Raw genomic sequence first — 24,908 nt, 5'->3', positions numbered from 1 at the left:
GGACTTCCCATGCGCATGGCGCAGCCGTCACGCGCTCAGGCCGTGCCGCCCACCGTCATGTTCTCGATGCGCAGCGTCGGCTGGCCGACGCCCACGGGCACGCTCTGGCCTTCCTTGCCGCACACGCCCACGCCCGAGTCCAGCCGCATGTCGTTGCCGATCATGGTGACGTCCTTGAGCGATTCCGGGCCGTTGCCGACCAGTGTGGCGCCCTTGACCGGATAGGTGATCTTGCCATCCTCGATCATGTAGGCCTCGCTTGCCGAGAACACGAACTTGCCGTTGGTGATATCGACCTGGCCGCCGCCGAAGTTCACGGCATACAGGCCCTTCTTCACACTGGCGATGATTTCCTGCGGATCGCGATCGCCGTTGAGCATGTAGGTGTTGGTCATGCGCGGCATCGGCAGCGCGGCGTAGCTTTCGCGGCGCGCGTTGCCGGTGACGGGCATCTTCATCAGGCGTGCGTTGAGCGTGTCCTGGATGTAGCCGCGCAGGATGCCGTCCTCGATCAGCGTGGTGCACTGGGTCGGGTTGCCTTCGTCGTCCAGGTTGAGCGAGCCGCGGCGGTTGGCCAGCGTGCCGTCATCGACCACGGTCACGCCCTTGGCGGCCACGCGCTCGCCCATGCGGCCGGCAAATGCCGACGAGCCCTTGCGGTTGAAATCGCCTTCCAGGCCGTGGCCGACCGCCTCGTGCAGCAGCACGCCGGGCCAGCCCGGGCCGAGCACCACGGTCATCGCGCCGGCAGGCGCGGGGCGCGCGTCCAGGTTGACCAGCGCGGAGGACACGGCCTCGTCCACGTACTGCTGGAGCAGTGCATCGGTGAAGTAGCCGTAGGCGTAGCGGCCGCCGCCGCCGGACGAACCCATCTCGCGCCGGCCGCCTTGTTCGGCGATCACCGTGACCGACACGCGCACCAGCGGACGCACGTCCGCGGCGATCACGCCGTCGCTGCGCGCCACCAGCACCACGTCATATTCGCCGGCCAATCCGGCCATGACCTGCACCACGCGCGGGTCCTTGGCGCGCGCCATACGCTCGATACGTTCGAGCAGCGCCACCTTCTCGGCGGCGGCCATCGAGTCGAGCGGGTCGTTCGGCGTGTACAGGTTGCGGCCCGTCTGCGAGGCCAGCTCGCTGGCCACCTTGATGCGGCCGCCGCCGGCACGGCCGATGGTGCGCGTGGCCGCCGCGGCCTGCGACAGCGCCGGCAGGCTGATGTCGTCCGAGTAGGCGAAGGCGGTCTTGTCGCCGGAGACGGCGCGCACGCCGACGCCCTGGTCGATACTGAAGCTGCCCGACTTGACGATGCCTTCCTCGAGGCTCCAGGCCTCGTTGCGCGTGTACTGGAAATACAGGTCGGCATAGTCGACCTTGTGCGTGAAGATGTCGGCCAGCACGCGCTGCAGCTTGGCTTCGTCCAGGCCATACGGCGCCAGCAGCAGTTGCTGCGCGGTGGCAAGGTTGCGGATTCCGAGATCGCCGGCGTTCATGAACAGTCCCTTTCTTTCTTGCTGGGGCGCCGGCAAGGTGGCCGGCGCCGTGAATCTGGTTTGGTGGCGGAAGCTTTCCCCAATGCTACAGCACCCGGTGCTTCAGCGCGGGCAGGTTCTGCCGGACTTCGGCCAGCCGCGCGGGGTCGATCACGCCGCTGACCACGCCTTCGCCCTCGGGCAGCACAGCCTGCACTTCGCCCCACGGATCGACCAGCATCGAATGGCCCCAGGTGCGGCGGCCGTTCTCATGCTTGCCACCTTGTGCGGCGGCAAGCACATAGCACTGGTTTTCGATGGCCCGTGCGCGCAGCAGGATTTCCCAATGGGCCTGCCCAGTGGTGTAGGTGAAGGCGGCCGGCATCAGAATCAAGCTGGCGCCGTCATCGCCGGCAAGTCCGCGGTAGAGCTCCGGAAAGCGCAGGTCGTAGCACACCGACATCGCGACGCGTCCGCAAGGCGCCTCGAAGCTGACCGGCGCGCTGCCTGCCAGGATGGTGCGCGATTCGTCATAGCTCTCCGTGCCGCGCGTAAAGCCGAACAGGTGGATCTTGTCGTAGCGGGCCACGCGTTCGCCGCGCGGATCGAACGCGAGCGAGGTGTTGTAGACGCGCGCATCGTCGCCGCACCACATCGGCAAGGTGCCGCCCACCAGCCAGATGCGGTGGCGCCGCGCGGCGTCGGCCAGGAATCGCTGCACCGGGCCGTCGCCGTCCTGTTCGCGGATGGCGATCTTGTCGGCTTCGCGCTGGCCCATCATGCAGAAGTACTCGGGCAGCAGCACCAGCTCGGCGCCGCCGCGCGCGGCTTCGGCGATCAGCGCGTCGGCACGGGCCAGGTTGGCGTCTAGCGACGTGCCGGTCACGGTCTGGATGGCGGCAACACGAAACGGGGCGGGGGCTTGCATGGATCGTTTCCTCGGGCAGCGCGCCGCGACGCTGGCGGTCAGGGCGACAGGGCCGGTTCGGTGCGGTTCTGGTACGTCGGGTGTTGCGCCTTATTGTCCCCCACTTTGCCGATCTGCGGGTTGGCCCAGCTGCCGGTGATGCGGTAGTGCTGCGTGAACACCCTGGAGAACTCGTCGGCGAACAGCAACTGCGCCGCGAGCGTGCCGATGCCCAGCACCGGGTTGATGAAGGCGGCTGCCACCGACGTGGTGGTGGCGCTGATGCGCGGTATCACCTGGACATCCAGGTCCTGGGTCTCGCGCAGCAGGTTGGCCGAACCCGACATGCTCGCGATGATCTGAGGGCTCTTCAGTTCGAAGTCCTGGATCGATCCGACGCCGTTCTCGATCGTGCCGGAGCCGGAAATGCGGTCGAACAGCAGGCCGCGCCCGGACAGCGTACGGAAATCGAGCGAGGCAAAGCGCAGCAGGCCCTGCAGGCTCAGCACGCCGAGCAGGCGCGCGGCGCCGGGCTCGACGCTCAGGATCTGGCCATTCTCCAGTTCGAGCGAAAGCCGCCCGCCCAGGGTCGGGTAATCGATCGACATCGGCGAGCCGCGCCATGCCACGCGGCCTTCGAGCTTGCCCTTGCCGTCGCGCAGCGTATGCGGCAGACCCAGGCGCTCCAGCGTGGCGCCCGCATCGCGGATCTCGATGGCGAACGTCAGCGCCGTGCGGCGCGGGGCGTTGGCCGCGTCGCCGTCGCGCAGCCGGCGCGGCACGCGCCAGGTGCCGCTGCCGGTCAGCGTGGCGCCAGGCTGCTCGATCAGCAGCCGCTCGAGGGTCCAGACCGGCTCGTTGCCGCTCTTGCTGCTGCGTGCCACGACCTCCAGCTTGCCGAAATCGTGTCCGCGCAGCGTGAACTGCTCGGCTACCAGGTCGATGGACGGCAGCGTGTCGATGCTATCGGCGATGGCGTCGACGACATTGTGTTCATCGCTCGCGTCGGGCACGTTCAGCCGGCTCAGGCGCAGGCGCATGGCGCCCGAGCCTGATGGGCCTTCGGCCCGCCACTGCATATTGCCGGCGATCTGGCGCGAGTCCAGGTTGACGTCCCAGCCGCCGGCCTCGCGCGCGGCGTCAACCGTAACGTCGTCGAGTGTGCGGCCCGCGGCCTTGAGCGTGCGCATGCGCGCGTGGATGCGCTCGGGCAGGAAAGCCGGAGGGCTGGCGCGGCGGCTGCCGTCGCCCTGCAGGCTTCCCAGGCTGGCGAGGGCGGAGCGCCAGTCATCGACATCGAACTGGTCGAGCGTGGCCGCCGCGGTGACGCCGCTCGCGGGCAGCGGCGCGGCCTGCTGCAGGCCGATGGCGCCGGCCACCACCTCGGTGTCGCCGCCGTTGCGGTCGTGGCGCAGCAGGTAGCGGGCATTGAGCGCGCCGCCAAGCTGGACCAGCATTTCGTCCAGGCCGGTGCGTCCCTGCGCGGGGCGCAGTTCGAAACGCAGGGGCATGTCCTGCGCGGCCGGCTTGGCCAGCGGCGGGGGCAGGCCGATGGCCATGCCGTTGAGATCGGAGCTGACCTGCACCTGCGTCTGGCGCTCGCGCGCGCTGAACACCGCGCCATAGCCGGTGCCGCCTTCCAGCCTGGCCGCCAGCGCCGCCGCCGCGGAGCCTGCCGCCGCTTCGCGCAGGCCTGCCGCCGTGGCATTGCCGTTCGCGCTCACGCGCACGCTGCCATCGGGCTGCGAGCCGCCGCCGATGCGGACTTCGCCGCCGAGAAAACGCGCGCGCATATTGGCGAGCTGGAAGCCGTGCTCATTGAAGGCGATGATGCCGCTGGCGCCTCCCAGCTGCGGGACCTGGGCATTGAGCACGACATCGTTGCCGGGGAAGCGGAAGGTGCCGTCGACACGCGTGGCATTGGCATTGGTCAGCGGCATGTCGAGCTTGAGCCGGAGTTCGCCGTTGCCTTGCGCGCGCGCGTTGTCCACCACGTGCCCGGTCCATTCGCGAACCGGCGACGCCGCCATGTACTGCAGGAAGCCTTGCACGGCGCCGCTGGCGCCGCCGTCGATCTCCAGGCGCCCATGGTCGCTGAGATCGTCGATGCGGCCGCTCACGTCCTGCAGCGTCACGCCGGCGATGCCGTGGACGGTAGCGCGGCGGGCCAGGAACGACATGCCGCCGCGTTCGAACAGCACCTGGCCGTCGATGTCGGCAAAGGCGGGCCACAGCGGGGCGCCGCCCGCGCCGGTCTCGTGTGCCGCGATCTGGTACCTGACCTGGCGGATCGGGACTTCCACGCGGAAGTCGCCGGCCTTCTCGAAGGGGGCGTGGAAGGGGAAATGCGTCAGGTCGCCCTTGAGCACGAAACGCACGCCGGCGGCTTCGCCACCGGCCAGCGCGCCGGCCAGGTAGTGGCGCGTGCCGGCGGGGATGCCTAGCGGCAGATAGCGTGGCACCCGCGCCACCTGCGCCCGGCTCAGCTCGCCGCTCAGGTCGGCAATGCCCGCTGTGCTGTCGCCGCCCGTGCGCCAGCTGCCGCTCACGTTGCCGGCCGTGTCCGCATTGGCGAAGCGGATGTTGTCCACCGTCACCGTCATATGGCCGTCCTGGCGGGTCCAGCGCAAGTCGCCGCCAATCTGGTCAAAGGGCAGGCGAGGCTCGTCGAACATGCCGGGCAACACCAGCGCGGAATTGGCGCCCTCGAAGTGCACCGCGCCCTGCCGGTCGTCGAAACTGAACGTGCCCGACAGGTTGGCAAAGCCCGGCACGCCCAGGTTCGGCTTGCCATTGGCCCCGAGCGCGGGCACCGCGGGCTGGCCGTTGACCGAGACGTTGCGCAGCGTGCCCTGCACGGCATAGTGCGCCTTGCCTGGACGCCGTTCGAGCATGCCCTGGCGATCGCGGTTCCAGCTCACGTTCAGGTTGTCGATATGGCCGGCCGGCTGCAGCGCGCGCAGCTGGCGCAGCACCGCGGTATCGACCGGCATCGACGTGGCCAGCGCGCGCACCGTGTTCAGGTCGAACGTCGGGGCTTTCAGCGAGAACTTGCGCAGCTCGCCCTTGTTGTCCATGCTCCAGCCCAGCGTGACCTTGCGCATGCCTTCGCGCCAGGCGGTGTCGTTGGCGGACGGCGGACCGGCCGCCGGCTGCGGTTGCCAAAGCAGGGTGTCGATGGTCAGCAGGTTGTTGCCATCGCGGTCGCTGCGATGCAGCAGGAAGGCCTGGGCGTTGGCGAGCTGCAGCGCTTCGCTGGCGCCCGCGAGCTGCAGGTCGATGCCGCTGCCGCGCAGCCGCGCCTGGCTGCGCACGATGCGGCCCCCGCTGAACTCGACTGAGCCGTCGGTGCTGAAGCTGCCACCGGTCACGCGCTCGAACACGGTCAGGTAGCGCTGCACGACCGGCAACTGCAGTTGCGTCACATCCCAGCTTGCCTGCCCGGACCAATGGCGCCAGTTGCCGGCGCTGCGCAGGTAGTCGTGGCGCAGGTTCGCGCGCATCACCAGCGGCCGCGGCGCCAGCGCCTCGGACTGCGCTTCGAGGCTGATCTCGTGATGCTGGCCCATACGCCGCGCGCTGAAATGGATCTGGGCCACGTCCAGTTGCGGCAGGTGGCCTTTTTCGTCCAGCCAGCGCAGCTTGCCGTCGGTCAGGTCCATCTGGCCCTGGGTCATCAGCCAGTCCAGGAAGCGATTGTCGTCGCTGTTGCCGCCGGCGGTGTCGACCGCCATGCCGGCGACCAGCAGCTTGCCCTCCGGCGTGCGGCGTACCAGCACATCGGCCTGGGCCGCGCTGAGCGTCCCGAACTGCAGGTTCATGCTGAACAGCGAGCGCCAGGCGAGCTGGCCGTCAAGCGAGCCGGCCGAGATCAGCGTGCGCTGCTGGGCGTCGACCACTTTCACGCCGTGTGCGCGAAAGGCCGGATGCCAGCCATTCCAGTAGGTGTCGAGCGAATCGATGGTCAGCTTCGCCGACAGCGCCAGCGAGCCGCGGTCTTCCAGCCACTGCCGCGCGGCCGATGCCTGCGGCCAGAGCACGAAGCGGATCAGCAGTCCCGCCACCAGCGCCAGCGCCAGCAGCGCCAGCGCCAGCCGCAGCAGCGTGCGGCCCAGGCCGCGCCAGACTGGATGGCGCACGGCCGCGCGCAGCAATCCGGCGCACCCGTGCGCAAACGCGCGAAGGCGCGCAGCGGGCGAAACCGGCGCAGCGATCGACGGGGAAGCAAGGGGAGAAGCCAGGCTGGCGACGGCCTCCTGGCTGCCCGCGCCCGCGTTGGGGGGGGAGCCGTCGGCAGGGGTAGGGGCGCGGCTGGACATGCGCAGATTATCCGACAATACTAGCCGCTCTCCAATCTGGCGCCCGGCCTTTGTTTGTTGCAAACACCTGACACGCGAAGGATGCCGCGGGCGCGCCGCACCTCTTCACGCATTTCAAGTTACTGGAATGACTGCCTCTGATCCGACGAGTTCCGCGGTGGGCAATACTGCCGACATCCAGCCTGGCCAGGATGGCGCAGGCGCCACGCCCGCCCAGCCGCTGGGCAACATGGCTTGCGGCGCATTCGCCACTACCGCTGCCACGGGGCCGGAACCGGCCGGTTTCGGGGGCCACGTATTGTACTCGGCTGCATATTCGCATTACGTACGCCGTGTCTTGCTGGCCCGGCCGGAGTTGCCGGGCATCGTGGCGGCCGCCGCGGCGCAGCCGCTGTCCCGGACCTGGATGAGCGAGCGCCTGAAGGCATTGCAGGAGCCATCGGCCGACCTGGAGGAGTCCGTCAAGCGCGCGCTGCGGCGCCTGCGCGCCGAGGTCATGTGCGTGGCGGTCGAGCGCGACCTGCGCGGCCAGGCCACGCTGGCCGAGGTCACCGGGGCCATGACCGATCTCGCCGAACTGTGCATCCAGCACGGGCTGGCCATGCTGGGCGACGATCTTGCCGTCACCTTCGGCAGGCCGGTCGGCGAGCAGAGCGGCGAGGTGCAGGAACTGGTCGTGGTCGGCATGGGCAAGCTTGGCGGACGCGAACTCAATGTCTCGTCCGACATCGACCTGATCTTCCTGTATGACGAGGACGGCGAGACCCGTGGCGGCACGCGCAGCCTGTCCAACCACGAGTACTTCATCCGGCTGGGCCGGCGCCTGATCAACCTGCTGGCCGACGTGACCGGCGACGGCTACGTGTTCCGCGTGGACATGCGCCTGCGGCCCAATGGCGATGCCGGTCCGCTGGCTTGCAGCCTGGGCATGCTGGAGGAGTACCTGGTGGTGCAGGGCCGCGAGTGGGAGCGCTACGCGTGGATCAAGGGCAGGGTGGTGTCCGCGCTCGATACGCCGCACGCGCAGCGTGCCGCGGACCTGCTGGCGCGGCTGACCACGCCCTTCGTGTTCCGACGCTACCTGGACTACGGCGTGATCGCGGCGATCCGCTCGCTGCATGCGCAGATCCGCAGCGAGGCGGCCAAGCGCAGCGGCGGGCTGCCGGGGCATGGCGTCAACCAGCGTTCGTTCAATATCAAGCTTGGGCGCGGCGGCATCCGCGAGATCGAATTCATGGCGCAGGTGTTCCAGCTCATCCGCGGCGGACAGGATCCGGCGCTGCGCGTGCGGCCGACGCTCGAAGTGCTGGCGGTTGCCGTCGATCGCGGCCTGCTGCCTGCGGCCCAGGCCGCGCAGCTGGCCGATGCCTACCGTTTCCTGCGCCAGCTCGAACACCGCCTGCAGTATCGCGACGACGCCCAGACCCACCACCTGCCGACCACGCCGGACGAGCAGCTTGCCGTGGCGCAGATGATGGGCTGCGCCGACTGGCCCGAATTGCTCGACAAGCTGGCCAGGCTGCAGGAGCCGGTGGCGCAGCAGTTCGAGGTCACGTTCTCCGATCCCGACGCTTCCCCGTGCGAGGCGCTGTGGCCCGGCATCGTCGTGGAAGACCAGCAGGCGCGCGGCACGCAGGAGGGGCCCGACCAGAGCGGCCCGGATACCGAGGTGTCGCCGTGCCAGCGCTTGCAGGACGCGGGCTTCACCGATTGCACGGGCCTGGTGGACCGGCTGAGGGCGATTGCCGCGTCGCTGCGCTACCGCGCGCTGTCGGAAACGAGCCGCGTGCGCTTCGACCAGCTCGTCAACCGCGCGCTGGACCTCGCGGCCAGGCAGGAGGACTCGGACAGCACCATCACGCGCTTCATCGATTTCCTCGAGGCGATCAGCCGCCGCGCATCGTATCTCTCGCTGCTGTCGGAATACCCGCAGGCAATGGACCGCGTCGCGCATACGCTGCACGCGTCGCGCTGGGCAGCCGCCTACCTGACGCGCCACCCGCAACTGCTCGACGAACTGCTCGACAGCGATGCGCTGGCCGGCGCGCCCGACTGGGCCGCGTTCCGCCGCCGGCTGTCCGAGCGCCTGCTGGCCGCGGACGGGCAGGTCGAGCAGCAGATGGACATCCTGCGCCGCGAGCACCACGCCGAGACCTTCCGCATCCTGCTGCAGGACCTGCAGGGGCTGCTCACGGTCGAGCAGATTGCGGACCGGCTGTCCGACCTGGCCGACGCCATGCTCGAGGCCACGCTGGAAACGGTCTGGCGCCAGCTCGCGACGCGCCACCGCGACGTGCCGCGCTTTGCCGTGATCGCCTATGGCCGCCTGGGTGGCAAGGAACTTGGCTATGCCTCGGACCTGGACATCATCTTCCTGTATGAAGACGAGCACGAGCGCGCGCCCGATGTGTACGCGGCCTATGCGCGGCGCCTGATCACCTGGCTGACCAGCCATACGGCGGCCGGGTCGCTGTTCGACGTCGACATGCGGCTGCGCCCGAACGGCGCGGCCGGCCTGCTCGTCACCAGCTTCGATGCGTTCCGCCGCTACCAGCTGCGCGAGGGCGACAACACCGCCTGGGTCTGGGAGCACCAGGCGCTCACGCGGGCCCGCTTCTGCGCCGGCGATGTGGCGATCGGCGCGCGCTTCGAGGCGCTGCGCGACGAAGTCCTGCGCCAGCCGCGCGACGCGGCCGCGCTGCGCGACGAGATCGTGCAGATGCGCGGCAAGGTGGCTGAGGGGCATCCGAACCCGACGCAGCTGTTCGATCTCAAGCATGACCGCGGCGGCATGGTGGATATCGAGTTCACCGTGCAGTACCTGGTACTGCTGCATAGCCGGATCCATCCGCAGCTCACGCGCAACGCCGGCAATATCGCGCTGCTGCGCGAAGCCGGAGAGCTCGGCCTGATCGATGCCGCGCTGGCGGTGCAGGTCGGCGATGCCTACCGGCAGTTCCGCGCCCGCCAGCACCAGCTGCGGCTCGACGGGCAGGACCAGGCCCGCGTGCCCGCCACGCAGGTGGCGGAGCAGACCGCGCGCGTCCTGGCGCTCTGGCAGGCCGTGTTCGGTGCCGCCTGATCGGGCCCGGCCCGGCGCGGCGTGGCCGGGCATGCTGGCCGGCCTTGCGCCGGTGTGGGGGCTGTCGGCGCTGATGAGCTTCGTGCCGTGGCTGCACGCGCACGGCCTCTATCTGCGCGATGCCGTGCTTGCCGGCGGCGAGTGGTGGCGGCTGGTGACGGCTATGTGGGTCCACCTGGACTGGCGTCATTGGCTCGCCGATGCATGCGCTGCCACGGGTTTGCTGCTGCTGGCCGGACGTGCCGCGCGCGTGCGGGAGGCGCTGCTGGTACTGGTAGCCTGCGGCATCGCGGTTCAGCTGGCGCTGCTGCGCATGCCTGCGATCGGCTGGTATGGCGGAATGTCCGGCGCTCTCCATGGGCTGGCACTCTGGGCTGCGCTGAACTTGTTGCGCGTGCCGGGATTGCCGCGAGCGGTCGGCGTGCTGCTGAGCCTTGGCGTCATCGTCAAGGTATGGCTTGAGCAATCGTGGTTGGCCCCCGTGGTGTTCGATCGGTCCTGGGGCTTTGGCGTGGTCCGTGCCGCCCATGCGGCTGGCGCGGTCGCCGGGCTCGCTTGCTGGCTGGTGCAGGAGTGGTGGCGGGGCCGGCGCGCGCCGGCCCCGCATTGAAGCTGCGGCCGCTCAGCCGCGGCGGCGCAGTGCGAGAGCGAGAAATCCTGCTGCGCCCAGCAACATGGCGAGCCACGGGTCGATGGCGCCGCCACCGCCACCGCCCGACGGCGCCGGCGCGGCCGTACTGGTGCCTGCCGCCGCGCTCAGCGCGCCGTCGGCATCAAGCAGGCCCGCGCCGCATACGCCCGGATTGGTCGTGCAAAAGGTGCCGGACGGATGCGGCCGCGCCGAACTCTTTAGCGCGGCAGTCACCTGTGCCGGCGTCAGCGACGGATTGACGGCCAGCATTAGCGACACCACGCCCGATACCATCGGCGCAGCGAAACTGGTGCCCTGCGAATCGCGGATCGTGTAGGCGCCCAGCGATGTGGTGCCATCGTTAGTGAGCGTACGGATGACCGACACGGTCGTCGTGCACGCGCCGTTCACCACCTTGGAGTTGCCGCAACCACCGCCGGGCGCGCTGATGGTGACCTTCGACCCCACATTGGCGAAGCTCGCGTTCTCGCCATCGTTGGCATGGGCGGTCACGGCAATCACGCCGCTGCAATCGGCTGGCGCTTCGAGCACCCCGGCGCTGTTGCCGGCGGCCACGACCACGGACACGCCGCGCCCGACTACGTCGTTGATGGCCTGCTGTTCGATGCTGGTGCAGGTGCCGCCCCCAAGGCTGATGTTGACCACGCGCGCAGGGTTGGGGTTGTCCGGCACACTGGGCACGCTGATGCCGGCGGCCCAGCGCAGGCCGTCCACGGTATCGGAGAGCAGGGCGCCGCAGCGTCCGGAGACCCGTACCGGCAGGATGCGCGTGTTCCAGTCGACGCCGGCAATGCCGAGTCCGTTGTTGGTCACGGCGCCGAGCACGCTCGCCACGCGCGTGCCATGCCAGGAATTAGGCGTGGCCACCGTGGTCGCCGTGGAACTGCCAGGGCAGAGGAAGCCCACCGGTACATTGTCGCCCGCATCCGTGGCATCGCTGTCGCGGCCGGGTTGGTTGTCGTTGGAGATGGTGTCGCTGCTGATGAAGTCGTATCCGGCCAGGAATTTCCCGGCCAGGTCAGGGTGGGGCAGGTAGCCCGTGTCGAGCACCGCGACCACCATGTTCGTGCTGCCGCGCGACCGGTCCCACGCGTGGGGAAGGTTTGCGCCGCCAATGGCGGTGCCCGTGCCCATCATGTAGGGCTGGGCTGAGGCGAATTCGGGATCGTTGGGAATCGTGTCGTGCAGATGCAGCCAGCGGTCAGGCACGGCGTCGGCGACGCTTGGATCTTGTCGCAGTTTGGCCGCCAATGCCTCCGGATCAGGGGTGCTGCCGTCGGCTGTGCCCAGCAGTTCCATATTGCCGGCCATGCTCCGCCACACGGCGAGATTGACGCCTGAGTGGCTGCGCAACTGCTGCAGGCGGTCTTCCGCGGCCGCGGTGCCCTGCTTGGCGCCGGCCATTGCGCCGGGCGCGCCGTTCGCGGCCGAGGCACTGGGCGTGATGCTGGCGTCACGCCAACGTACGATGACATTGCCGGTATAGGCGGGTGCGGCCTGAACCGTGCCGGCCGCCAGCGTGGCGGGGGCATGTATCGCCCAGCACAGGCCCACGAGCACCGTGGCCGACCATCGACGGGCAGCGGCGCAACTGCGCCTTGAAATATGGTGCGACAAGTGCAGCATGGACACTCTCCCGGTGCGCGCCAAAAGGGTTGGTGGAGTGCTATGAAGCGAATACGATCCGGCCGGATTCCGCAAGTGTGCCGAAGGCTTAACCCGGCCGAGTAGGGTGGTATGACCGCTCAGCTCGCCGGCATGTCGCGGCCGACCGGCATGGTGTGGTTGGGCTTGAGTACCCGGTCGGGTTCGGCCGTGCCGATGCGCGGCGCGGCGCGCAAGGTCGCCAGTGCCTGGTCCATGGTGGCATCCGGCGACGCGCTGATGGCCGTCACCAGCCACACGCCGCCCGACAGCGGCCGCTTGACCACGTAGCGGATCGGCCCTTCGATGGCATCGAGCAGCTTGCCGGCTTCTTCGGAGACATTCACGTCGGGCGCGGTGAAGCGCACCATGATGTCGCCCACCACGCGGTCAGTCGAAATGGCCCCGCGCGGAGGCTGCGATGCCTTGGGCTGCGCCTGGCAGCCGGGCAGCGCCAGCAGTGCCGCGGCGGCAGCCACGGCGGCGGCGAGTGCCGGCACGAAAGCGCGCCCGGCGGACGGCAGTGGGCGGGTCATGGTTTGCTCCTGTGAATGCGTGAATAGTAGGCGGCGGAGGTTGCCAGCGGCCCTCGGGCGCTTGCCGGCTCAGCCTGCGCTGCGTCGCGAGCGCCGGCCTTCCTTGCCGCCACTGGCCGCACGCGCGCCTTGCGCGAGCATTTCCTCGGCGTGCTGGAGCGTGGTGGCGGTCACCGTCGCGCCACCCAGCATGCGCGCGGTTTCCACCACGCGGCCGGCGGCGTCGAGTGCGCGGATGCGCGAGCGCGTGACCGAGCCGGACCCGTCGCCGGTGGTTTCCTTGCTGACCAGCAGATGGTGCCCGGCCTGCGCCGCCACCTGCGGCAGGTGCGTCACGCACAGGACCTGGCGTGCGCGCCCGAGCTCCTGCAGGCGCCGGCCGACCACTTCGGCCACTGCGCCGCCGATGCCGGTGTCCACCTCGTCGAAGATCAGCGTCGGCGTGGGCGACGCTTCGCTGGTGATGACCGAGATCGCTAGGCTGATGCGGGCCAGTTCGCCGCCGGAGGCCACGCGGGCAAGTGGCCGGGCACTGACGCCGGCGTGGCCGGCGACCAGGAATTCCACCTGTTCCAGGCCAAAGCTCTGGCCTTCCTCGAGCGCGTTGAGCGCGGCGACGAAGCTGCCGCCCGCCATCGACAAGCCCTGCATGGCTTCGGTGACGGCCCTGGACAGTGCCTCGGCGGCTTCCTTGCGCGCCAGGCTCAGGTGCTGGGCCAGCGTCAGGTAGGCGGCCTTGGCGGCAGCCTCGCGCGCCAGCACCTTGTTGATGTCCTGCGCCGACTGCAGGTCGTCGAGCTGCTGGCGGCGCGCGAGCAGTTCGTCGGCCAGTTGTTCGGGCGGCAGGCGGTACTTGCGCGCCGTGGCATGCAGTGCCTGCATGCGCTCGTTGACGGCTTCGAGCCGTTCGGGGTCGAGTTCCAGCCGGTCCACGTAGCGCATGAGCGAATGCGCGGCTTCCTCGGCCTGCACCTGCGCGGGCTCCAGCGCGGCGAGCACGTCGCGCAGCGCCGGATCGACGTCGGCGAGCTGCTGCACCCGGTGCACGATCGAATTGAGCGCGGACAGCACGGAGCCGTCAGCTTCGGACAAGGCATCGAGCGCGGCGCGGCTGCCGTCGATCAGGCCAGCCGCATGGGACAGGCGATTGTATTCGGCCTGGATCTCTTCCCATTCGCCGGGCTGTGGCGCGAGCTTCTCGAGCTCGCCGACCTGCCATTCGAGCCGCTCGCGTTCGAGCTGCATTTCGCGCGACTGGTGCTCGACCGCCTCGCGCTGGCGCACGCAGGCGCGCCACGCGCGCCAGGACTCGGCCACGGCGCCGGCCTGCTGGGTCAGTCCGGCGTGGGCATCGAACAGCAGGCGCTGGGCGTCGGGGCGCAGCAGCAGCTGGTGGGCATGCTGGCCGTGGATGTCGACGAGCTGATCGCCAATCTCGCGCAGCTGGGCCAGCGTCGCGGCCGCGCCGTTGATGAAGGCCTTGCTGCGGCCGCCGGCGTCCACGGTGCGCCGCAGCAGCACGGTACGCGAGTCCCCGTCCTCCTCGCTGCCCAGTTCGCGCTCGTCGAGCCACGCATCGAGCGCCGGGTGGGTCGAGAAGGTGGCGCTGATGCTGGCGCGCGTGGCGCCTTCGCGCACGATGCCGGCATCGGCGCGCTCGCCCAGCACCAGCGCAAGCGCGTCGATCAGGATCGATTTGCCGGCACCGGTCTCGCCGGTGAAGACAGTGAAGCCGGACTGGAAATCGAGGTCGAGCGTGTCGACGATGACGAAATCGCGGATGGACAGGCTGCGCAGCATCGTGGCGGTGGAAGGGTTCGGTCGGGACGGGACAGGACGCTCAGAGGCGGTTGTCCTCGGTCGGGTATTCGTGCCAGTGCAGCTTCTTGCGCAGCGTGGCGTAGTAGTTGTAGCCCACCGGGTGCAGCAGCTGGATGGTCTTCTTCGAGCGGCGCACGACGATGCGGTCGCCCGGCAGCAGCGAGGTGAGCGACTGCATGTCGAAATTGACGCTGGCATCGCGCGCGGTCGCCACCTCGATCGTCACCTCGGCATCGTGCGGCAGCACGATGGGCCGGTTGGACAGCGAGTGCGGCGCGATTGGCACCAGCACCAGGCCCGACAGCGTCGGGTGGAGGATCGGGCCGCCGGCGGAGAGCGCATAGGCGGTCGAACCGGTGGCGGTCGACACGATCAGGCCGTCCGAACGCTGGTTGTACATGAAATTGCCGTCCACCGACACCGCCAGTTCGACCATGCCGGAAATGCCCGAGCGGTTGACCACTACGTCATTCAGGGCCAGCGCCGAGAAGATGCGGCTGTCGTCGCGCACCACGCTGGACTCTAGCAGCAGCCGGGTCTCGGCCTCGTAGCGGCCTTCGAGCATGTCGGGCAGTACCGACTGCACGTCCTCGAGCGGGATATCCGTCATAAAGCCGAGACGGCCGTGGTTGACCCCGATCAGCGGCACGTTGTGGCCGGCGAGCTGGCGCGCAATGCCGAGCAGCGTGCCGTCCCCGCCCAGCACCACGGCCACGTCCGCTTCCCGGCCGATTTCCTCGGGGGTCAGAGCGGGATAGCCGGTCAGCCCGGTGGCCTGGGCAGTCTCGCGCTCGAACACGACATCCTGGCCATTGCGCAGGATGTAGGAAGCGAGCTCCTCCAGCGGGCCTTCGATGCCGGCAGTCGAGTACCGTCCCACGAGGGCCACGGTCTTGAATGGGGTGCGCAAGGCGCTGGTTTTGGGGGGGGCAGACATGCGGGGATTAGACCATACCGCCGTGACCGTTGTCAGCATGGGGCGCGCGCGCCATGTGCGGCGGGCCTGCCAGGCGCCCGAAGCGGTAAAACTTGCGTAAAATCGGGGCATCATGGATGAACGTTCGAAAACGCTGCTCAAGACCCTGATTGAGCGCTACATTGCCGAAGGGCAGCCGGTCGGCTCCCGGACCTTGTCCAGGTATTCCGGGCTGGACCTGTCGCCGGCCACCATCCGCAATGTGATGTCCGATCTGGAGGAGATGGGCTTCATCTCCAGTCCGCACACGTCGGCGGGACGGATTCCCACGCCGCGAGGGTATCGCCTGTTCGTCGACACTATGCTGACCGTCCAGCCGATCGAGCGCGGCGGCGTGGAAATGACGGAGCTGGCCGGCCAGATCCAGGGGCAGCTCGGCGGCCAGCAGCTCGGCCCCCAGCGCATGATCACGGCGGCCGCGCGGACCTTGTCCAACCTCTCGCATTTCGCCGGCGTGGTGATGACGCCGCGGCGCGCGCAGTCGTTCCGGCAGATCGAATTCATGCGGCTGTCGGACAAGCGCATCCTGCTGATCATCGTCAGCCCCGAGGGCGATGTGCAGAACCGGATCATCCAGACGGAGCTGCCATACACCCCCGCGCAGCTCATCGAAGCAGCGAACTTCTTCAACGCGCACTACGGCGGCATGAGTTTCGATGCGGTGCGCGACCATTTGCGCGTGGAGCTGAGGGACCTGCGGCGCGACATGTCGCAATTGATGCAGGCGGCCGTCGAGGCCGGCAGCAGCGCCATGGAGGAAGAGGACGACCACGTCTTCATCAGCGGCGAGCGCAAGCTGCTGGAAGTCGAGGACCTGGCTTCCAGCATGGACAAGCTGCGGCGGCTGTTCGACATGTTCGAGCACAAGACCAGCCTGCTCCAGCTGCTGGACGTGTCCAGCCATGCGCAGGGGGTGCAGATCTTCATCGGCGGCGAAAGCCAGCTGGTGCCGCTCGAAGACATGGCCGTGATCACCGCGCCGTACGAGGTGGACGGCCAGATCGTCGGCACGCTGGGCGTGATCGGACCGACCCGCATGGCCTACGAGCGGGTGATCCCGATCGTCGATATCACGGCACGGCTGCTGTCGAGCGCACTGAGCCAGAACTAGGGCCCGTCCGACGGGTCACACAGTCTGCGTCCCCATTTTGTGTCCCCATTTCCACCGCCCGGCGGCATCCGGCCGCCCGGCCACATCGGAAGCGACATGACGTTTTCTCCCGAACCGGCCTACCAGCACGGCCAGGCGCCGCGCACGGCCATCCTGCTGGTCAACCTGGGCACGCCCGATGCGCCGACCCCGAAGGCGGTGGGGCGCTACCTGAAGGCGTTCCTCTCGGACCCGCGCGTGGTCGAGATCCCGCGCCTGGCCTGGCTGCCGCTGCTGCATGGCGTGATCCTGCCGCTGCGCTCGCGCGCCTCGGCCCTCAAATACGAGTCGATCTGGCTGCGGGAGGCGCATATGACGGGATCGCCGCTCCTTGTATACAGCGAGCGCCAGGCGCACGCGCTGCAGCGCCTGCTCAACCAGCAGGGCTACGAGGTCACGGTCGCCTGCGCGATGCGCTACGGCAATCCTTCGGTCGAGTCCGTGCTGGAGGCGCTGCGCCGCCAGGGCACGGAACAGGTGCTGGTGCTGCCGATGTATCCACAATACTCCGGCACTACCACGGCCACCGCGTTCGACGAGGTGTTCCGCGTGCTCGGCCAGTGGCGCAACCAGCCCGAGCTTCGATTCGTGAAGCATTTCCATGACCATCCGGCCTATATTTCGGCGCTGCACCAGCAGGTCGGCGCGTACTGGGCCCAGCACGGCATGCCGGATTTTGCGCGCGGCGACAAGCTGATCCTGTCCTTCCACGGCGTGCCGCGCCGCACGCTGGAACTGGGCGATCCCTATCATTGCGAGTGCCTCAAGACAGGACGCCTGCTCGGTGATGCGCTGGGCCTGCAGCCGGGTCAATATCAAGTAACGTTCCAGTCTCGTTTCGGCAAGGCCGAATGGCTTCAGCCCTATACGGCGCCCACGCTGGCGGAACTGGGCAAGGTCGGCGCCGGCCGGGTCGACGTGTTCTGTCCGGGCTTTCCCGCCGACTGCATCGAGACCCTGGAAGAAATTGCCATGGAAGGGCAGACCGAATTCATGGTGGCGGGCGGCAAGCAGTTCCATTTCATCCCGTGCATGAACGATGCACAGCCCTGGATCGCGGCAATGGCGGAAATCGCGCTGCAGCATTTGCAGGGCTGGCCGCTGAACATGCCGCATCCGCATGAACTCGAAGCGCGCCGCAGTCGCGCGCAGACCCGGGGAGCCGCAGCATGAATGTCAGTTTCGAGCCGGATGCGCGCCTGCGCATCGACAAGTGGCTCTGGTGCGCGCGTTTCTTCAAGACGCGCTCACTGGCGGCCGAAGCCGTCGAGCGTGGCAAGGTAACGGTGAACGGCCAGCCGTGCAAGAACTCGCGCGAGGTCCGGCCCGGCGACAGGGTCGTGCTGGAAGCCCACCAGCAGCGCTGGGAACTGGTGGTGAAAGGCATTGCCCAGGCGCGCGGGCCGGCGCCGGTGGCACAGACGCTTTACGCGGAAACCGAGGACAGCCAGGCACGCCGTCATGCCGAAATGGAGCAGCGGCGCTACCAGCCGGAGCCGGCATCGCAGTTGCAGGGCCGGCCCACCAAGCGGGACCGGCGGCGCATTGACGATTTTCGGGGTTGAATGCGACAACGCGGCCGTACCGGCAAGCGCCGGTACGGCCGCGTTGAACGATCAACGTCAGCCAGCGTGGTCCTACTGGTTGACGTTGACGTATTGGACGAGGTAATGCTTGAAGACGGCCTTGCCGCTGCCATACTCGGTATCACGCGGCGTCAGGGCGCCGGACAGGCAGATGAATACTGTCATCACGGACAGCGCGGCAAGCAGGCAGAGCGTCACGATGGGCAGCTTGTGCATGGCCAACCTTTCGGAAGAGGCACAAATGTGATCCAACTCCAGTCCCCTCGGTATTTTTGTCATTTTTCTTGATAAGAATCTTAGTGATTGCACTGCAACAAATCAATAAGCGGTCGATTGCATAAAGGGGGCGTTTGTAACGGTGTGTTTCGGGGTCTCTTTGCAACCACTCTTGAAAAATGGCGGGTTGCCACCAGATCAGCGGGACACACGCCGATTTAACCACCGCGGCCCGAACCGGATGGCCGCGACAATGCATTGATACGGATCGACATGGAAGAACAGAAGCAGACGCCAACCACCCCGACGCCTGAGCCCGCCGCCGAAGCGGCTGCCAATGCCGCGACCGCCGCGCCGGAGAGCGCCGCCGTGGATGACGTGGCGGCGCAGCTTGCCGCGCTGGAAGCCAAGGCGCGCGAGCACTACGACATGTACGTGCGCTCCGTCGCGGAAAGCGAGAACATCCGCCGCCGCGCGCAGGAGGATGTGTCCAAGGCGCACAAGTTCGCCATCGAGAATTTCGCCGACAACCTGCTGCCCGTGATGGACAGCCTGCAGGCCGCCCTGGCGGATGGCTCGGGCGATATTGCCAAGCTGCGCGAAGGCGTCGAGTTGACGGCGCGCCAGCTGGCCGCTGCGTTCGAGCGCGGCAAGATCGTGGAACTGAACCCGGTCGGCGACAAGTTCGACCCGCACCGCCACCAGGCCATCTCGATGGTGCCGTCCGAGCAGGAGGCCAATACCGTCGTGACGGTGCTGCAGCGCGGTTATATGATCGCGGATCGCGTGCTGCGCCCGGCGCTGGTGACGGTTTCGGCACCCAAGTAAGCGGTGATCGCGGGCGGGGCCGAACGGCTGTGCCCGCCGATACGACCCTCGACGCCCCGGCGCCAGTCTGGCCCGGGGCGTCTTGCCATTCACGGAGGCAAGCCATGAGCGATGCAGCAGCCGGTATCCCGCCACGATCCGACGCGCACCTTGACCATCGCGCTTTTGACATGCTCGGGATGCAGCCGGTGGACGGCGCCTCGATCGATGCCGCCATTGCCGCGGCCGGCGACAAGCTGGTGTGCGTGTTCTTCTGGGGTGTGGACTGTTTCAACTGCGAAATGGCGAAGCAGGCCATGCTGTCCAGTCCCGAGCCGATCCTCGCGCTGGATCTGCACTGGTTGCACGCCAATGTCTATGCGCACCCCGAACTCGGGCAGCGCTTCGGCCTGCACGGCATTCCGGTCTTCATGTTCTTCCACAACGGCAAGAAACTCGGCCGTGCCACCGGCTGGCACGGCCATGGCCAGTTTGCCGCGGCGGTGACAAACGCGCGCCTGAAGGCGGAAGGCAAGCCGCTGGCAGGCTAGCGCGACAGCGCGTAACCCAGCCGGAACTGCCAGGGAAGCTTATGGTTGTAGTCCAGCAGGCTTTCCCCATAGCCGACGAAATAACCTGCCATCAGGTATCCGGCGGTGCCCGGAATCAGTCGCGCAAGCGGATAGGTCACGCGGGCGTCGACGCTGCCGTACCAACTTTGCGTGCCTTTGCGCACCGTCGCAGCAAACTCCCAGGAGTCCGCCTTGCCATATGCCAGGTCCAGGTCCATGTAGCCGCGGTAGTGGGTTGTCGCTTTTTTCCAGGTAGGCGTACAGCTTGGGCGCGACGCGCCAGTGCCAGTTGTTCTGGTCGCCGAAATAGAAGGTCGGCTTGAAGAAGACGGTGTTGATGCTGCGCGATTCGTCGCCGCTGCGTCCGTTGGATTCATGCTCGAGGCCGGTCGCCAGCGACAGGCGGCTGATGGCCGCGTTGTGAACGCCCGTGTCGGACAGGTAGTAATAGAAGCTCGGCCGGTAGTTGGTATCGCGGAACGGCTTGGAATCCTGCGACAGGTCCCATAGCGAGAACTGCGTGTAGGCGAAGTAGAGGTTGTCGATCAGGCGCCGTGACGACGGATCCTTGCCTTCGAAGATCCGGAATTTGAAGCTGAACTGGAACTTGGCGTTGCCCCCGTCGTGCGCGCCGACGATGAAGTACATCGGGTCATTGAACGACAGGCGCGCGCTGTCGCGCAGGTCGGCCGGCGCCGGAGCCGGCCGGGCGGCCGAGGCGACCGGGACCACCGGTGCCGTTGCGTCGGCAGGCTGGACCTCATGCGCTGGCGCGGCAGGGGCGGCAGCCAGCGGAGCCGCGGCGGGCTGGCTCGGCGTGGCCTGCTGGTTCAGCGTGACAAGTACCGGCGCAGCGTCGATACCCGTGGCGTCCAGGCGGATCGTGCCGCGCAGTGCCGGCGGCAGGTCGGCGGCATAGCGGATGGTCCGGTTTTCGCCCTGGCGCAGGGAAAGGATGGCGGGGCCCGGATCCGCTCGCCGCAAGATAAGTTTCACGGGCGCCTGGAGATCGCCGGAGGCGGTGACCTCAAGCGTGTCGGGCACCTCGTATCGGCGCGTTCCGGTGTCCGCGCTGATCAGCAGGGTCAGCGTGAGTGGCTGGGCGCCGTCGATGATGCGGGGCGGCTGCAGCATCGAAACCGCGGCCTGGCCTGACAGCGGCCAGGCGCAGGCGAGCACGAGGCAAAACCGCTTCCATTTCGAGGCCGCGGCATGAGCGGCCTTGCGGGGTATGGGCCGTAACGTTCGGGGCATATCGGGATGCGCCGTGTCCGGCTGGACTTCGGCGCAGGCGGATGGCAATGCGCGCAAGCCTACCATGGCACCCGACGGCGATTGTGATGAATTGTACGCAGGCGGTTTTGACCTGCGGCGTGTCAGCGCGACGCGCGGCGCCGCACGCAGTCCACGTAGTGCGTGCCATCGGGTGGCAACCCGGAGCGTTGCGCCTGCCACAGCATCTCGCCCAGGCATTCCATGACCTGGTGCTGCGCCTCGTGCGGGGAATCCAGCCGCTGTGCCAGCGTTTCGTAGGCCTGGCGGATGCCCGGTGGCTGGTCGATGGACACCTGCTCGGAAATCGACAAGTGCATCGACAGGTGCAGGAACGGGTTGGTCTGGCCCTTTTCGGGCGCAAAGTCCTGCGCCAGCGCACCTTCGGTATCGGCAAGCAACGACTGGTATTCGGGATGCTCGCCGATCCAGTCGACGGCAATGGCTTCGAGCGGGGTCAGGACGCCGCCGGCAAGCTGCTTCTGCCAGGCATCGCAGAAGAACCGGCGGACTTCTTCACGGGACGGATTGAACATGGTGGCGCCATTGTAAACGAGCGCTCGGGGCCCTGCTGCTGGTGGCGCCGGCGCCATTAGAATGCGGGATTGGCCAATTTGCCAGCCGTCCACCGTTCTCCATGACCGTTTCCACGCCCGCTGTCTCCGAACGCGCCCGCGAAAAGTTCGCCGGCGTGCTGCTGATCGCCTTGTCGGCGAGTGCCTTCGGTGCCATGGCGATCTTCGCCCGCTTCGCCTACCAGGCCGGTGCCGATGTCTATGGCCTGCTGACCGTGCGATTCGCACTGGCGGCCGTGGCGCTGGCGTTCGTGATGCGTGCTCGCGGCATCCGGCTGCCTGCGTGGCGGCGCGTGCTGGCGCTGGCGGCCATGGGCGGCATCGGCTACGTCGGCCAGTCCTTCTGCTTCTTCAGCGCGCTCAACCATGCCCAGGCCAGCCTGGTGGCCCTGCTGCTTTACCTGTATCCGCTCTTTGTCACCATCCTGGCGGCCATCTTCCTCAAGGAACGCCTGACGACCGCCGCGGTCATCGCCCTGGTGCTGTGCTCGGCGGGCGCCGGGCTGACCGTGGGCGGCGGGGAGGGCAGTGCGCTCGGCATTGCGCTGGGGCTGGCCGCCGCCGTGATCTATTCGGTCTACATCATCGTCGGCGCGCGGGTGACCGCGGGCGTCAACGCGATTGCCACCACCACGGTGATCTGTTCCGCCGCGGCGCTGGTCTACGGCACGATCAGCGTGCTGCGCCTTGGCGCCGGCGTGCCGCCGCAGTTTCCCGCGACAGCCGGCGGCTGGCTCGCCATGCTCGGCATTGCGCTGTTGTCCACGGTGCTGGCGATCCTGACTTTCTTTGCGGGTTTGCAGAAGCTGGGCGCGGCACAGGCGTCCATGCTGTCCACGCTCGAGCCCGTTGTGACGGTGGTGCTGGCCGCCGTGCTGCTGGGGGAGCATATCAGCGGCGCGCAAGCCATTGGCGGCTGCCTGATCCTGGCAGGCGTGCTGTGGCTGACCCGTCGCGCGAGTGCGCCGGCCAAGATGCAAGAGAATTGAATTTCCTGATCAAAGCGGCTGCACTCGCGCTGAATGGCCTTCGGTACAATTCGCGCTCCCTATAACCCAAAGTACAGGAACGAGCGCATGTCCCAGATCGATCAGGCAGCCCTGGCCCAGTTGTTCACCGAAGCCCGCACGCACAACGTGTGGCAGGATCGTCACGTGGATGACGTCGTGCTTCATCAGGTCTATGAAGCCATGAAGTTCGGCCCGACCGCGGCCAACAGCTGCCCGGTGCGCATCGTGTTCGTGAAGAGCGCTGCCGAAAAGGCCCGCTTGGTCGAGTGCGTATCTGCCGGCAACGTGGACAAGACCCGTTCCGCGCCGGTTACCGCCATCATCGCCTTCGACAAGGCTTTCCATGACCAGCTTCCGAAGCTGTTCCCGCATGCCGACGCCCGCTCGTGGTATGCCGGCAACGACGCCAAGATCGCCCGCGATGCGCTCATGAACAGCTCGCTGCAAGGCGGCTACTTCATCCTGGCCGCGCGCGCCATGGGCCTGGACTGCGGCCCGATGGGCGGCTTCGATGCCGACAAGATCAACGCCGCGTTCTTCCCCGACGGCAAGTGGGAAGTCAACTTCCTGTGCAACCTGGGCTACGGCGAAGGCGACAAGCTGTTTCCGCGCCTGCCGCGTCTGTCATTCGAAGAGGCCTGCCGCGTGGTCTGAGACGCCACGTCCCGCGCGCCATGAAAAAGACCCGCCTTGGCGGGTCTTTTTGTTCTTGCTTTGGGCCGGCTCAGCCGCGCGGGGCCTCGGTCTTGTCGCGGAACTCGCACAGGGGTTCGATCACGCAGTGCCAGCATTCGGGCTTGCGCGCCTTGCACACGTAGCGGCCGTGCAGGATCAGCCAGTGATGGGCGTCGTGCAGGAACTCCCTGGGCACCACCTTGAGCAGCTTGTCCTCGACGATCTGCACGTTCTTGCCCGGGGCAAGTCCGGTACGGTTGGCCACGCGGAAGATATGCGTGTCGACGGCGATGGTCGGCTCGCCGAACGCGGTGTTGAGCACCACGTTGGCGGTCTTGCGGCCCACGCCGGGCAGTGCCTCCAGTGCGGCGCGATCCGGCGGTACCTTGCCGCCGTGCTGCTCGACCAGGATCCGGCAGGTCTCGATCACGTGCTTCGCCTTGGTCTTGTAGAGGCCGATGGTCTTGATGTACCCGATGAGCCCTTCCTCGCCGAGTTCGAGCATCTGCTGCGGAGTATGCGCAACCGGGAACAGCCTGCGCGTGGCCTTGTTCACGCCGACGTCCGTGGCCTGCGCCGACAGCAGCACGGCAATCAGCAGTTCAAACGGGGAGCTGTATTCCAGTTCGGTGGTCGGCGCGGGGTTGTCGTCGCGCAGGGTCTCGAACAGCGCACGGCACTTGGCTGCGTTCATCGTTCTGGCGGGGTGGGTTTGTCGTTGTTGCCGTCTTCGGCGTTGCCGGTGTCCTTGACGGGGGTGCCGCTGCCCGCGGCCTGCTGCTTCTGGCGCGCGCGTTCGATGGCAGCCTGGATGATGGCGCGCTTGCGTTCCTGCGCGGCGCGCTCGGCGTCGGAGTCCGCCGCCTCGGCCTGCAAGGCCTGCAGCTTGGCGGCCGCCTTGGCCGCGAGCCGTGCGTCGTTCTCCTCGCGTTCGCGCACCAGCCGCTGCCTGCGTGCGAGATAGCGTGCGTGAGCGGCGTCAGCCTGTTCCTGCGTCCAGGCGTCCCAGCCGGTGCGCTCGCCGGTGACCGGCACCATGTCGATGCAGTCCACCGGGCAGGGCGGCACGCAAAGATCGCAGCCGGTACAAAGGTCCGGAATGATGGTGTGCATCTGCTTGGCCGCGCCCGCGATGGCGTCGACCGGGCAAGCCTGGATGCACAGCGTGCAGCCGATGCACAGGCTTTCGTCGATGCGGGCGACGGCGCGCGGCTGCTCGACGCCGCGTTCCGGATCCAGCGGCAGCGGTTCGGTACCCAACGCTGCCGACAGGCGGCGGATTCCTTCCGCGCCGCCGGGCGGGCAGCGGTTGCAGGCGGCTTCGCCGCTGGCCATGGCTTCGGCGTACGGACGGCAACCGTTGAAGCCGCACTTGGTGCACTGGGTTTGCGGCAGCAGCGCCTCAAGGCGGTCTGCGAGGGTATGGGCGGGACTCACGACAACAGCAAGATTGGCAGGCAAGGGGAAACGTTCGCGGGGACGGCGGGCTGCCGGCAAAACCGCGGGCCGGCCTCTGCGGGCCATGTGCCGCACGGATTATCCCCGATTTCGCGATCGCGCAGAACCGGCCATCATGCGCGACGGCCAGCTGGCCAGAAGCCTGTGCGGCTGTGCCATAATCCGCGCAAACATC

General features: G+C 68.0%; 20 protein-coding genes and 1 pseudogene. 9 read left to right on the top strand and 12 right to left on the bottom strand.

Annotated features, from left to right (window positions below):
- Positions 1–35: 35 nt before the first annotated feature.
- The 3 genes from tldD to CupriaWKF_RS10785 all read right to left on the bottom strand — a co-directional run bounded on the left by tldD (position 36) and on the right by CupriaWKF_RS10785 (position 6,701).
- Positions 36–1,496: a metalloprotease TldD gene (gene tldD / locus CupriaWKF_RS10795; protein WP_276097893.1), complete on the bottom strand. Its 1,461-nt coding sequence runs from the start codon at positions 1,494–1,496 to the stop codon at positions 36–38.
- 85 nt (positions 1,497–1,581) lie between these two features.
- On the bottom strand, positions 1,582–2,403 hold the full coding sequence (locus CupriaWKF_RS10790; protein ID WP_276097892.1) for a carbon-nitrogen hydrolase family protein: 822 nt from the start codon (positions 2,401–2,403) through the stop codon (positions 1,582–1,584).
- A 38-nt stretch (positions 2,404–2,441) separates the two neighbouring features.
- Positions 2,442–6,701, bottom strand: a complete 4,260-nt coding sequence (locus CupriaWKF_RS10785) for a YhdP family protein (protein ID WP_276097891.1) — start codon at positions 6,699–6,701, stop codon at positions 2,442–2,444.
- A gap of 127 nt (positions 6,702–6,828) precedes the next feature.
- Here CupriaWKF_RS10785 and glnE point away from each other — a divergent pair, with 127 nt between their 5' ends.
- Entirely contained in the window at positions 6,829–9,783 is a 2,955-nt protein-coding gene (glnE, locus tag CupriaWKF_RS10780; protein WP_276097890.1) for a bifunctional [glutamate--ammonia ligase]-adenylyl-L-tyrosine phosphorylase/[glutamate--ammonia-ligase] adenylyltransferase, read from the top strand.
- Between the two features lie 31 nt (positions 9,784–9,814).
- Positions 9,815–10,393: a rhombosortase gene (rrtA, locus tag CupriaWKF_RS10775; protein ID WP_276097889.1), complete on the top strand. Its 579-nt coding sequence runs from the start codon at positions 9,815–9,817 to the stop codon at positions 10,391–10,393.
- A 12-nt stretch (positions 10,394–10,405) separates the two neighbouring features.
- Here the strand turns inward: rrtA and mprA are convergent, their stop codons facing one another.
- From mprA to CupriaWKF_RS10755, 4 genes are all read right to left on the bottom strand, one after another.
- On the bottom strand, positions 10,406–12,061 hold the full coding sequence (gene mprA / locus CupriaWKF_RS10770; protein ID WP_276097888.1) for an MprA protease, GlyGly-CTERM protein-sorting domain-containing form: 1,656 nt from the start codon (positions 12,059–12,061) through the stop codon (positions 10,406–10,408).
- Positions 12,062–12,180: 119 nt separating this feature from the next.
- Positions 12,181–12,615 carry a hypothetical protein gene (locus CupriaWKF_RS10765; RefSeq protein ID WP_276097887.1) on the bottom strand — a complete coding sequence of 145 codons (435 nt, stop codon included), beginning with the start codon at positions 12,613–12,615 and terminating at the stop codon, positions 12,181–12,183.
- Positions 12,616–12,684: 69 nt separating this feature from the next.
- The gene (gene recN / locus CupriaWKF_RS10760) at positions 12,685–14,415 is read right to left on the bottom strand and encodes a DNA repair protein RecN (protein ID WP_276097886.1); all 1,731 of its coding nucleotides are present in this window, start codon (positions 14,413–14,415) and stop codon (positions 12,685–12,687) included.
- Positions 14,416–14,455: 40 nt separating this feature from the next.
- A complete protein-coding gene (locus CupriaWKF_RS10755; RefSeq protein WP_276097885.1) occupies positions 14,456–15,373 on the bottom strand; it encodes an NAD kinase in 918 nt (305 codons plus the stop codon).
- Positions 15,374–15,485: 112 nt separating this feature from the next.
- On the opposite strand from CupriaWKF_RS10755, the gene hrcA reads away from it, so the two are divergent.
- The 3 genes from hrcA (at position 15,486) to CupriaWKF_RS10740 (ending at position 18,127) form a co-directional block, all read left to right on the top strand.
- Positions 15,486–16,523: a heat-inducible transcriptional repressor HrcA gene (gene hrcA, locus CupriaWKF_RS10750; RefSeq protein ID WP_276097884.1), complete on the top strand. Its 1,038-nt coding sequence runs from the start codon at positions 15,486–15,488 to the stop codon at positions 16,521–16,523.
- A gap of 96 nt (positions 16,524–16,619) precedes the next feature.
- The gene (hemH, locus tag CupriaWKF_RS10745) at positions 16,620–17,735 is read left to right on the top strand and encodes a ferrochelatase (RefSeq protein ID WP_276097883.1); all 1,116 of its coding nucleotides are present in this window, start codon (positions 16,620–16,622) and stop codon (positions 17,733–17,735) included.
- Positions 17,732–18,127, top strand: a complete 396-nt coding sequence (locus CupriaWKF_RS10740) for an RNA-binding S4 domain-containing protein (protein WP_276097882.1) — start codon at positions 17,732–17,734, stop codon at positions 18,125–18,127. Before hemH ends, CupriaWKF_RS10740 begins: the two co-directional genes overlap by 4 nt.
- A gap of 72 nt (positions 18,128–18,199) precedes the next feature.
- Here the strand turns inward: CupriaWKF_RS10740 and CupriaWKF_RS10735 are convergent, their stop codons facing one another.
- The gene (locus CupriaWKF_RS10735; protein WP_276097881.1) at positions 18,200–18,364 is read right to left on the bottom strand and encodes a hypothetical protein; all 165 of its coding nucleotides are present in this window, start codon (positions 18,362–18,364) and stop codon (positions 18,200–18,202) included.
- A 273-nt stretch (positions 18,365–18,637) separates the two neighbouring features.
- Here CupriaWKF_RS10735 and grpE point away from each other — a divergent pair, with 273 nt between their 5' ends.
- Both grpE and CupriaWKF_RS10725 read left to right on the top strand, forming a co-directional pair.
- The gene (grpE, locus tag CupriaWKF_RS10730) at positions 18,638–19,192 is read left to right on the top strand and encodes a nucleotide exchange factor GrpE (protein WP_276097880.1); all 555 of its coding nucleotides are present in this window, start codon (positions 18,638–18,640) and stop codon (positions 19,190–19,192) included.
- A gap of 104 nt (positions 19,193–19,296) precedes the next feature.
- On the top strand, positions 19,297–19,722 hold the full coding sequence (locus CupriaWKF_RS10725) for a thioredoxin family protein (RefSeq protein WP_276097879.1): 426 nt from the start codon (positions 19,297–19,299) through the stop codon (positions 19,720–19,722).
- On the opposite strand, the pseudogene CupriaWKF_RS10720 reads toward CupriaWKF_RS10725, so the two are convergent.
- A pseudogene (locus CupriaWKF_RS10720) lies at positions 19,719–20,997 on the bottom strand (phospholipase A). The gene CupriaWKF_RS10725 and the pseudogene CupriaWKF_RS10720 sit on opposite strands and share 4 nt — an antisense overlap.
- A 122-nt stretch (positions 20,998–21,119) precedes the next feature.
- On the bottom strand, positions 21,120–21,551 hold the full coding sequence (locus tag CupriaWKF_RS10715) for a DUF1841 family protein (protein WP_276097878.1): 432 nt from the start codon (positions 21,549–21,551) through the stop codon (positions 21,120–21,122).
- Positions 21,552–21,652: 101 nt separating this feature from the next.
- Here CupriaWKF_RS10715 and CupriaWKF_RS10710 point away from each other — a divergent pair, with 101 nt between their 5' ends.
- Together CupriaWKF_RS10710 and CupriaWKF_RS10705 are read left to right on the top strand one after the other, a co-directional pair.
- Positions 21,653–22,579, top strand: coding sequence for a DMT family transporter (locus tag CupriaWKF_RS10710; RefSeq protein ID WP_276097877.1), 927 nt, complete (start codon positions 21,653–21,655; stop codon positions 22,577–22,579).
- An 87-nt stretch (positions 22,580–22,666) separates the two neighbouring features.
- Positions 22,667–23,254, top strand: coding sequence for a malonic semialdehyde reductase (locus tag CupriaWKF_RS10705; protein ID WP_276097876.1), 588 nt, complete (start codon positions 22,667–22,669; stop codon positions 23,252–23,254).
- Positions 23,255–23,324: 70 nt separating this feature from the next.
- On the opposite strand, the gene nth is transcribed toward CupriaWKF_RS10705, so the two are convergent.
- Both nth and rsxB read right to left on the bottom strand, forming a co-directional pair.
- Positions 23,325–23,969 (bottom strand): endonuclease III, encoded by a 645-nt coding sequence (nth, locus tag CupriaWKF_RS10700; protein WP_276097875.1) that lies wholly within the window; start codon positions 23,967–23,969, stop codon positions 23,325–23,327.
- On the bottom strand, positions 23,966–24,712 hold the full coding sequence (gene rsxB / locus CupriaWKF_RS10695) for an electron transport complex subunit RsxB (protein WP_276097874.1): 747 nt from the start codon (positions 24,710–24,712) through the stop codon (positions 23,966–23,968). The genes nth and rsxB overlap by 4 nt, the downstream gene beginning before the upstream one ends.
- Positions 24,713–24,908: the final 196 nt, after the last annotated feature.

Origin of the sequence: Cupriavidus sp. WKF15 (assembly GCF_029278605.1) — a bacterium.
Taxonomy (GTDB): Bacteria; Pseudomonadota; Gammaproteobacteria; order Burkholderiales; family Burkholderiaceae; genus Cupriavidus.
The sequence above is the reverse complement of the archived record's forward strand: the minus strand, read 5'-3'. Positions and strand labels throughout refer to the sequence as shown.

Bases quoted from the DNA above. Each gene is read 5' to 3' on its own strand.
- tldD (WP_276097893.1), bottom strand. From the start codon at position 1,496: ATGAACGCCGGCGATCTCGGAATCCGCAACCTTGCCACCGCGCAGCAA.
- CupriaWKF_RS10790 (WP_276097892.1), bottom strand. From the start codon at position 2,403: ATGCAAGCCCCCGCCCCGTTTCGTGTTGCCGCCATCCAGACCGTGACC.
- CupriaWKF_RS10785 (WP_276097891.1), bottom strand. From the start codon at position 6,701: ATGTCCAGCCGCGCCCCTACCCCTGCCGACGGCTCCCCCCCCAACGCG.
- glnE (WP_276097890.1), top strand. From the start codon at position 6,829: ATGACTGCCTCTGATCCGACGAGTTCCGCGGTGGGCAATACTGCCGAC.
- rrtA (WP_276097889.1), top strand. From the start codon at position 9,815: ATGCTGGCCGGCCTTGCGCCGGTGTGGGGGCTGTCGGCGCTGATGAGC.
- mprA (WP_276097888.1), bottom strand. From the start codon at position 12,061: ATGCTGCACTTGTCGCACCATATTTCAAGGCGCAGTTGCGCCGCTGCC.
- CupriaWKF_RS10765 (WP_276097887.1), bottom strand. From the start codon at position 12,615: ATGACCCGCCCACTGCCGTCCGCCGGGCGCGCTTTCGTGCCGGCACTC.
- recN (WP_276097886.1), bottom strand. From the start codon at position 14,415: ATGCTGCGCAGCCTGTCCATCCGCGATTTCGTCATCGTCGACACGCTC.
- CupriaWKF_RS10755 (WP_276097885.1), bottom strand. From the start codon at position 15,373: ATGTCTGCCCCCCCCAAAACCAGCGCCTTGCGCACCCCATTCAAGACC.
- hrcA (WP_276097884.1), top strand. From the start codon at position 15,486: ATGGATGAACGTTCGAAAACGCTGCTCAAGACCCTGATTGAGCGCTAC.
- hemH (WP_276097883.1), top strand. From the start codon at position 16,620: ATGACGTTTTCTCCCGAACCGGCCTACCAGCACGGCCAGGCGCCGCGC.
- CupriaWKF_RS10740 (WP_276097882.1), top strand. From the start codon at position 17,732: ATGAATGTCAGTTTCGAGCCGGATGCGCGCCTGCGCATCGACAAGTGG.
- CupriaWKF_RS10735 (WP_276097881.1), bottom strand. From the start codon at position 18,364: ATGCACAAGCTGCCCATCGTGACGCTCTGCCTGCTTGCCGCGCTGTCC.
- grpE (WP_276097880.1), top strand. From the start codon at position 18,638: ATGGAAGAACAGAAGCAGACGCCAACCACCCCGACGCCTGAGCCCGCC.
- CupriaWKF_RS10725 (WP_276097879.1), top strand. From the start codon at position 19,297: ATGAGCGATGCAGCAGCCGGTATCCCGCCACGATCCGACGCGCACCTT.
- CupriaWKF_RS10715 (WP_276097878.1), bottom strand. From the start codon at position 21,551: ATGTTCAATCCGTCCCGTGAAGAAGTCCGCCGGTTCTTCTGCGATGCC.
- CupriaWKF_RS10710 (WP_276097877.1), top strand. From the start codon at position 21,653: ATGACCGTTTCCACGCCCGCTGTCTCCGAACGCGCCCGCGAAAAGTTC.
- CupriaWKF_RS10705 (WP_276097876.1), top strand. From the start codon at position 22,667: ATGTCCCAGATCGATCAGGCAGCCCTGGCCCAGTTGTTCACCGAAGCC.
- nth (WP_276097875.1), bottom strand. From the start codon at position 23,969: ATGAACGCAGCCAAGTGCCGTGCGCTGTTCGAGACCCTGCGCGACGAC.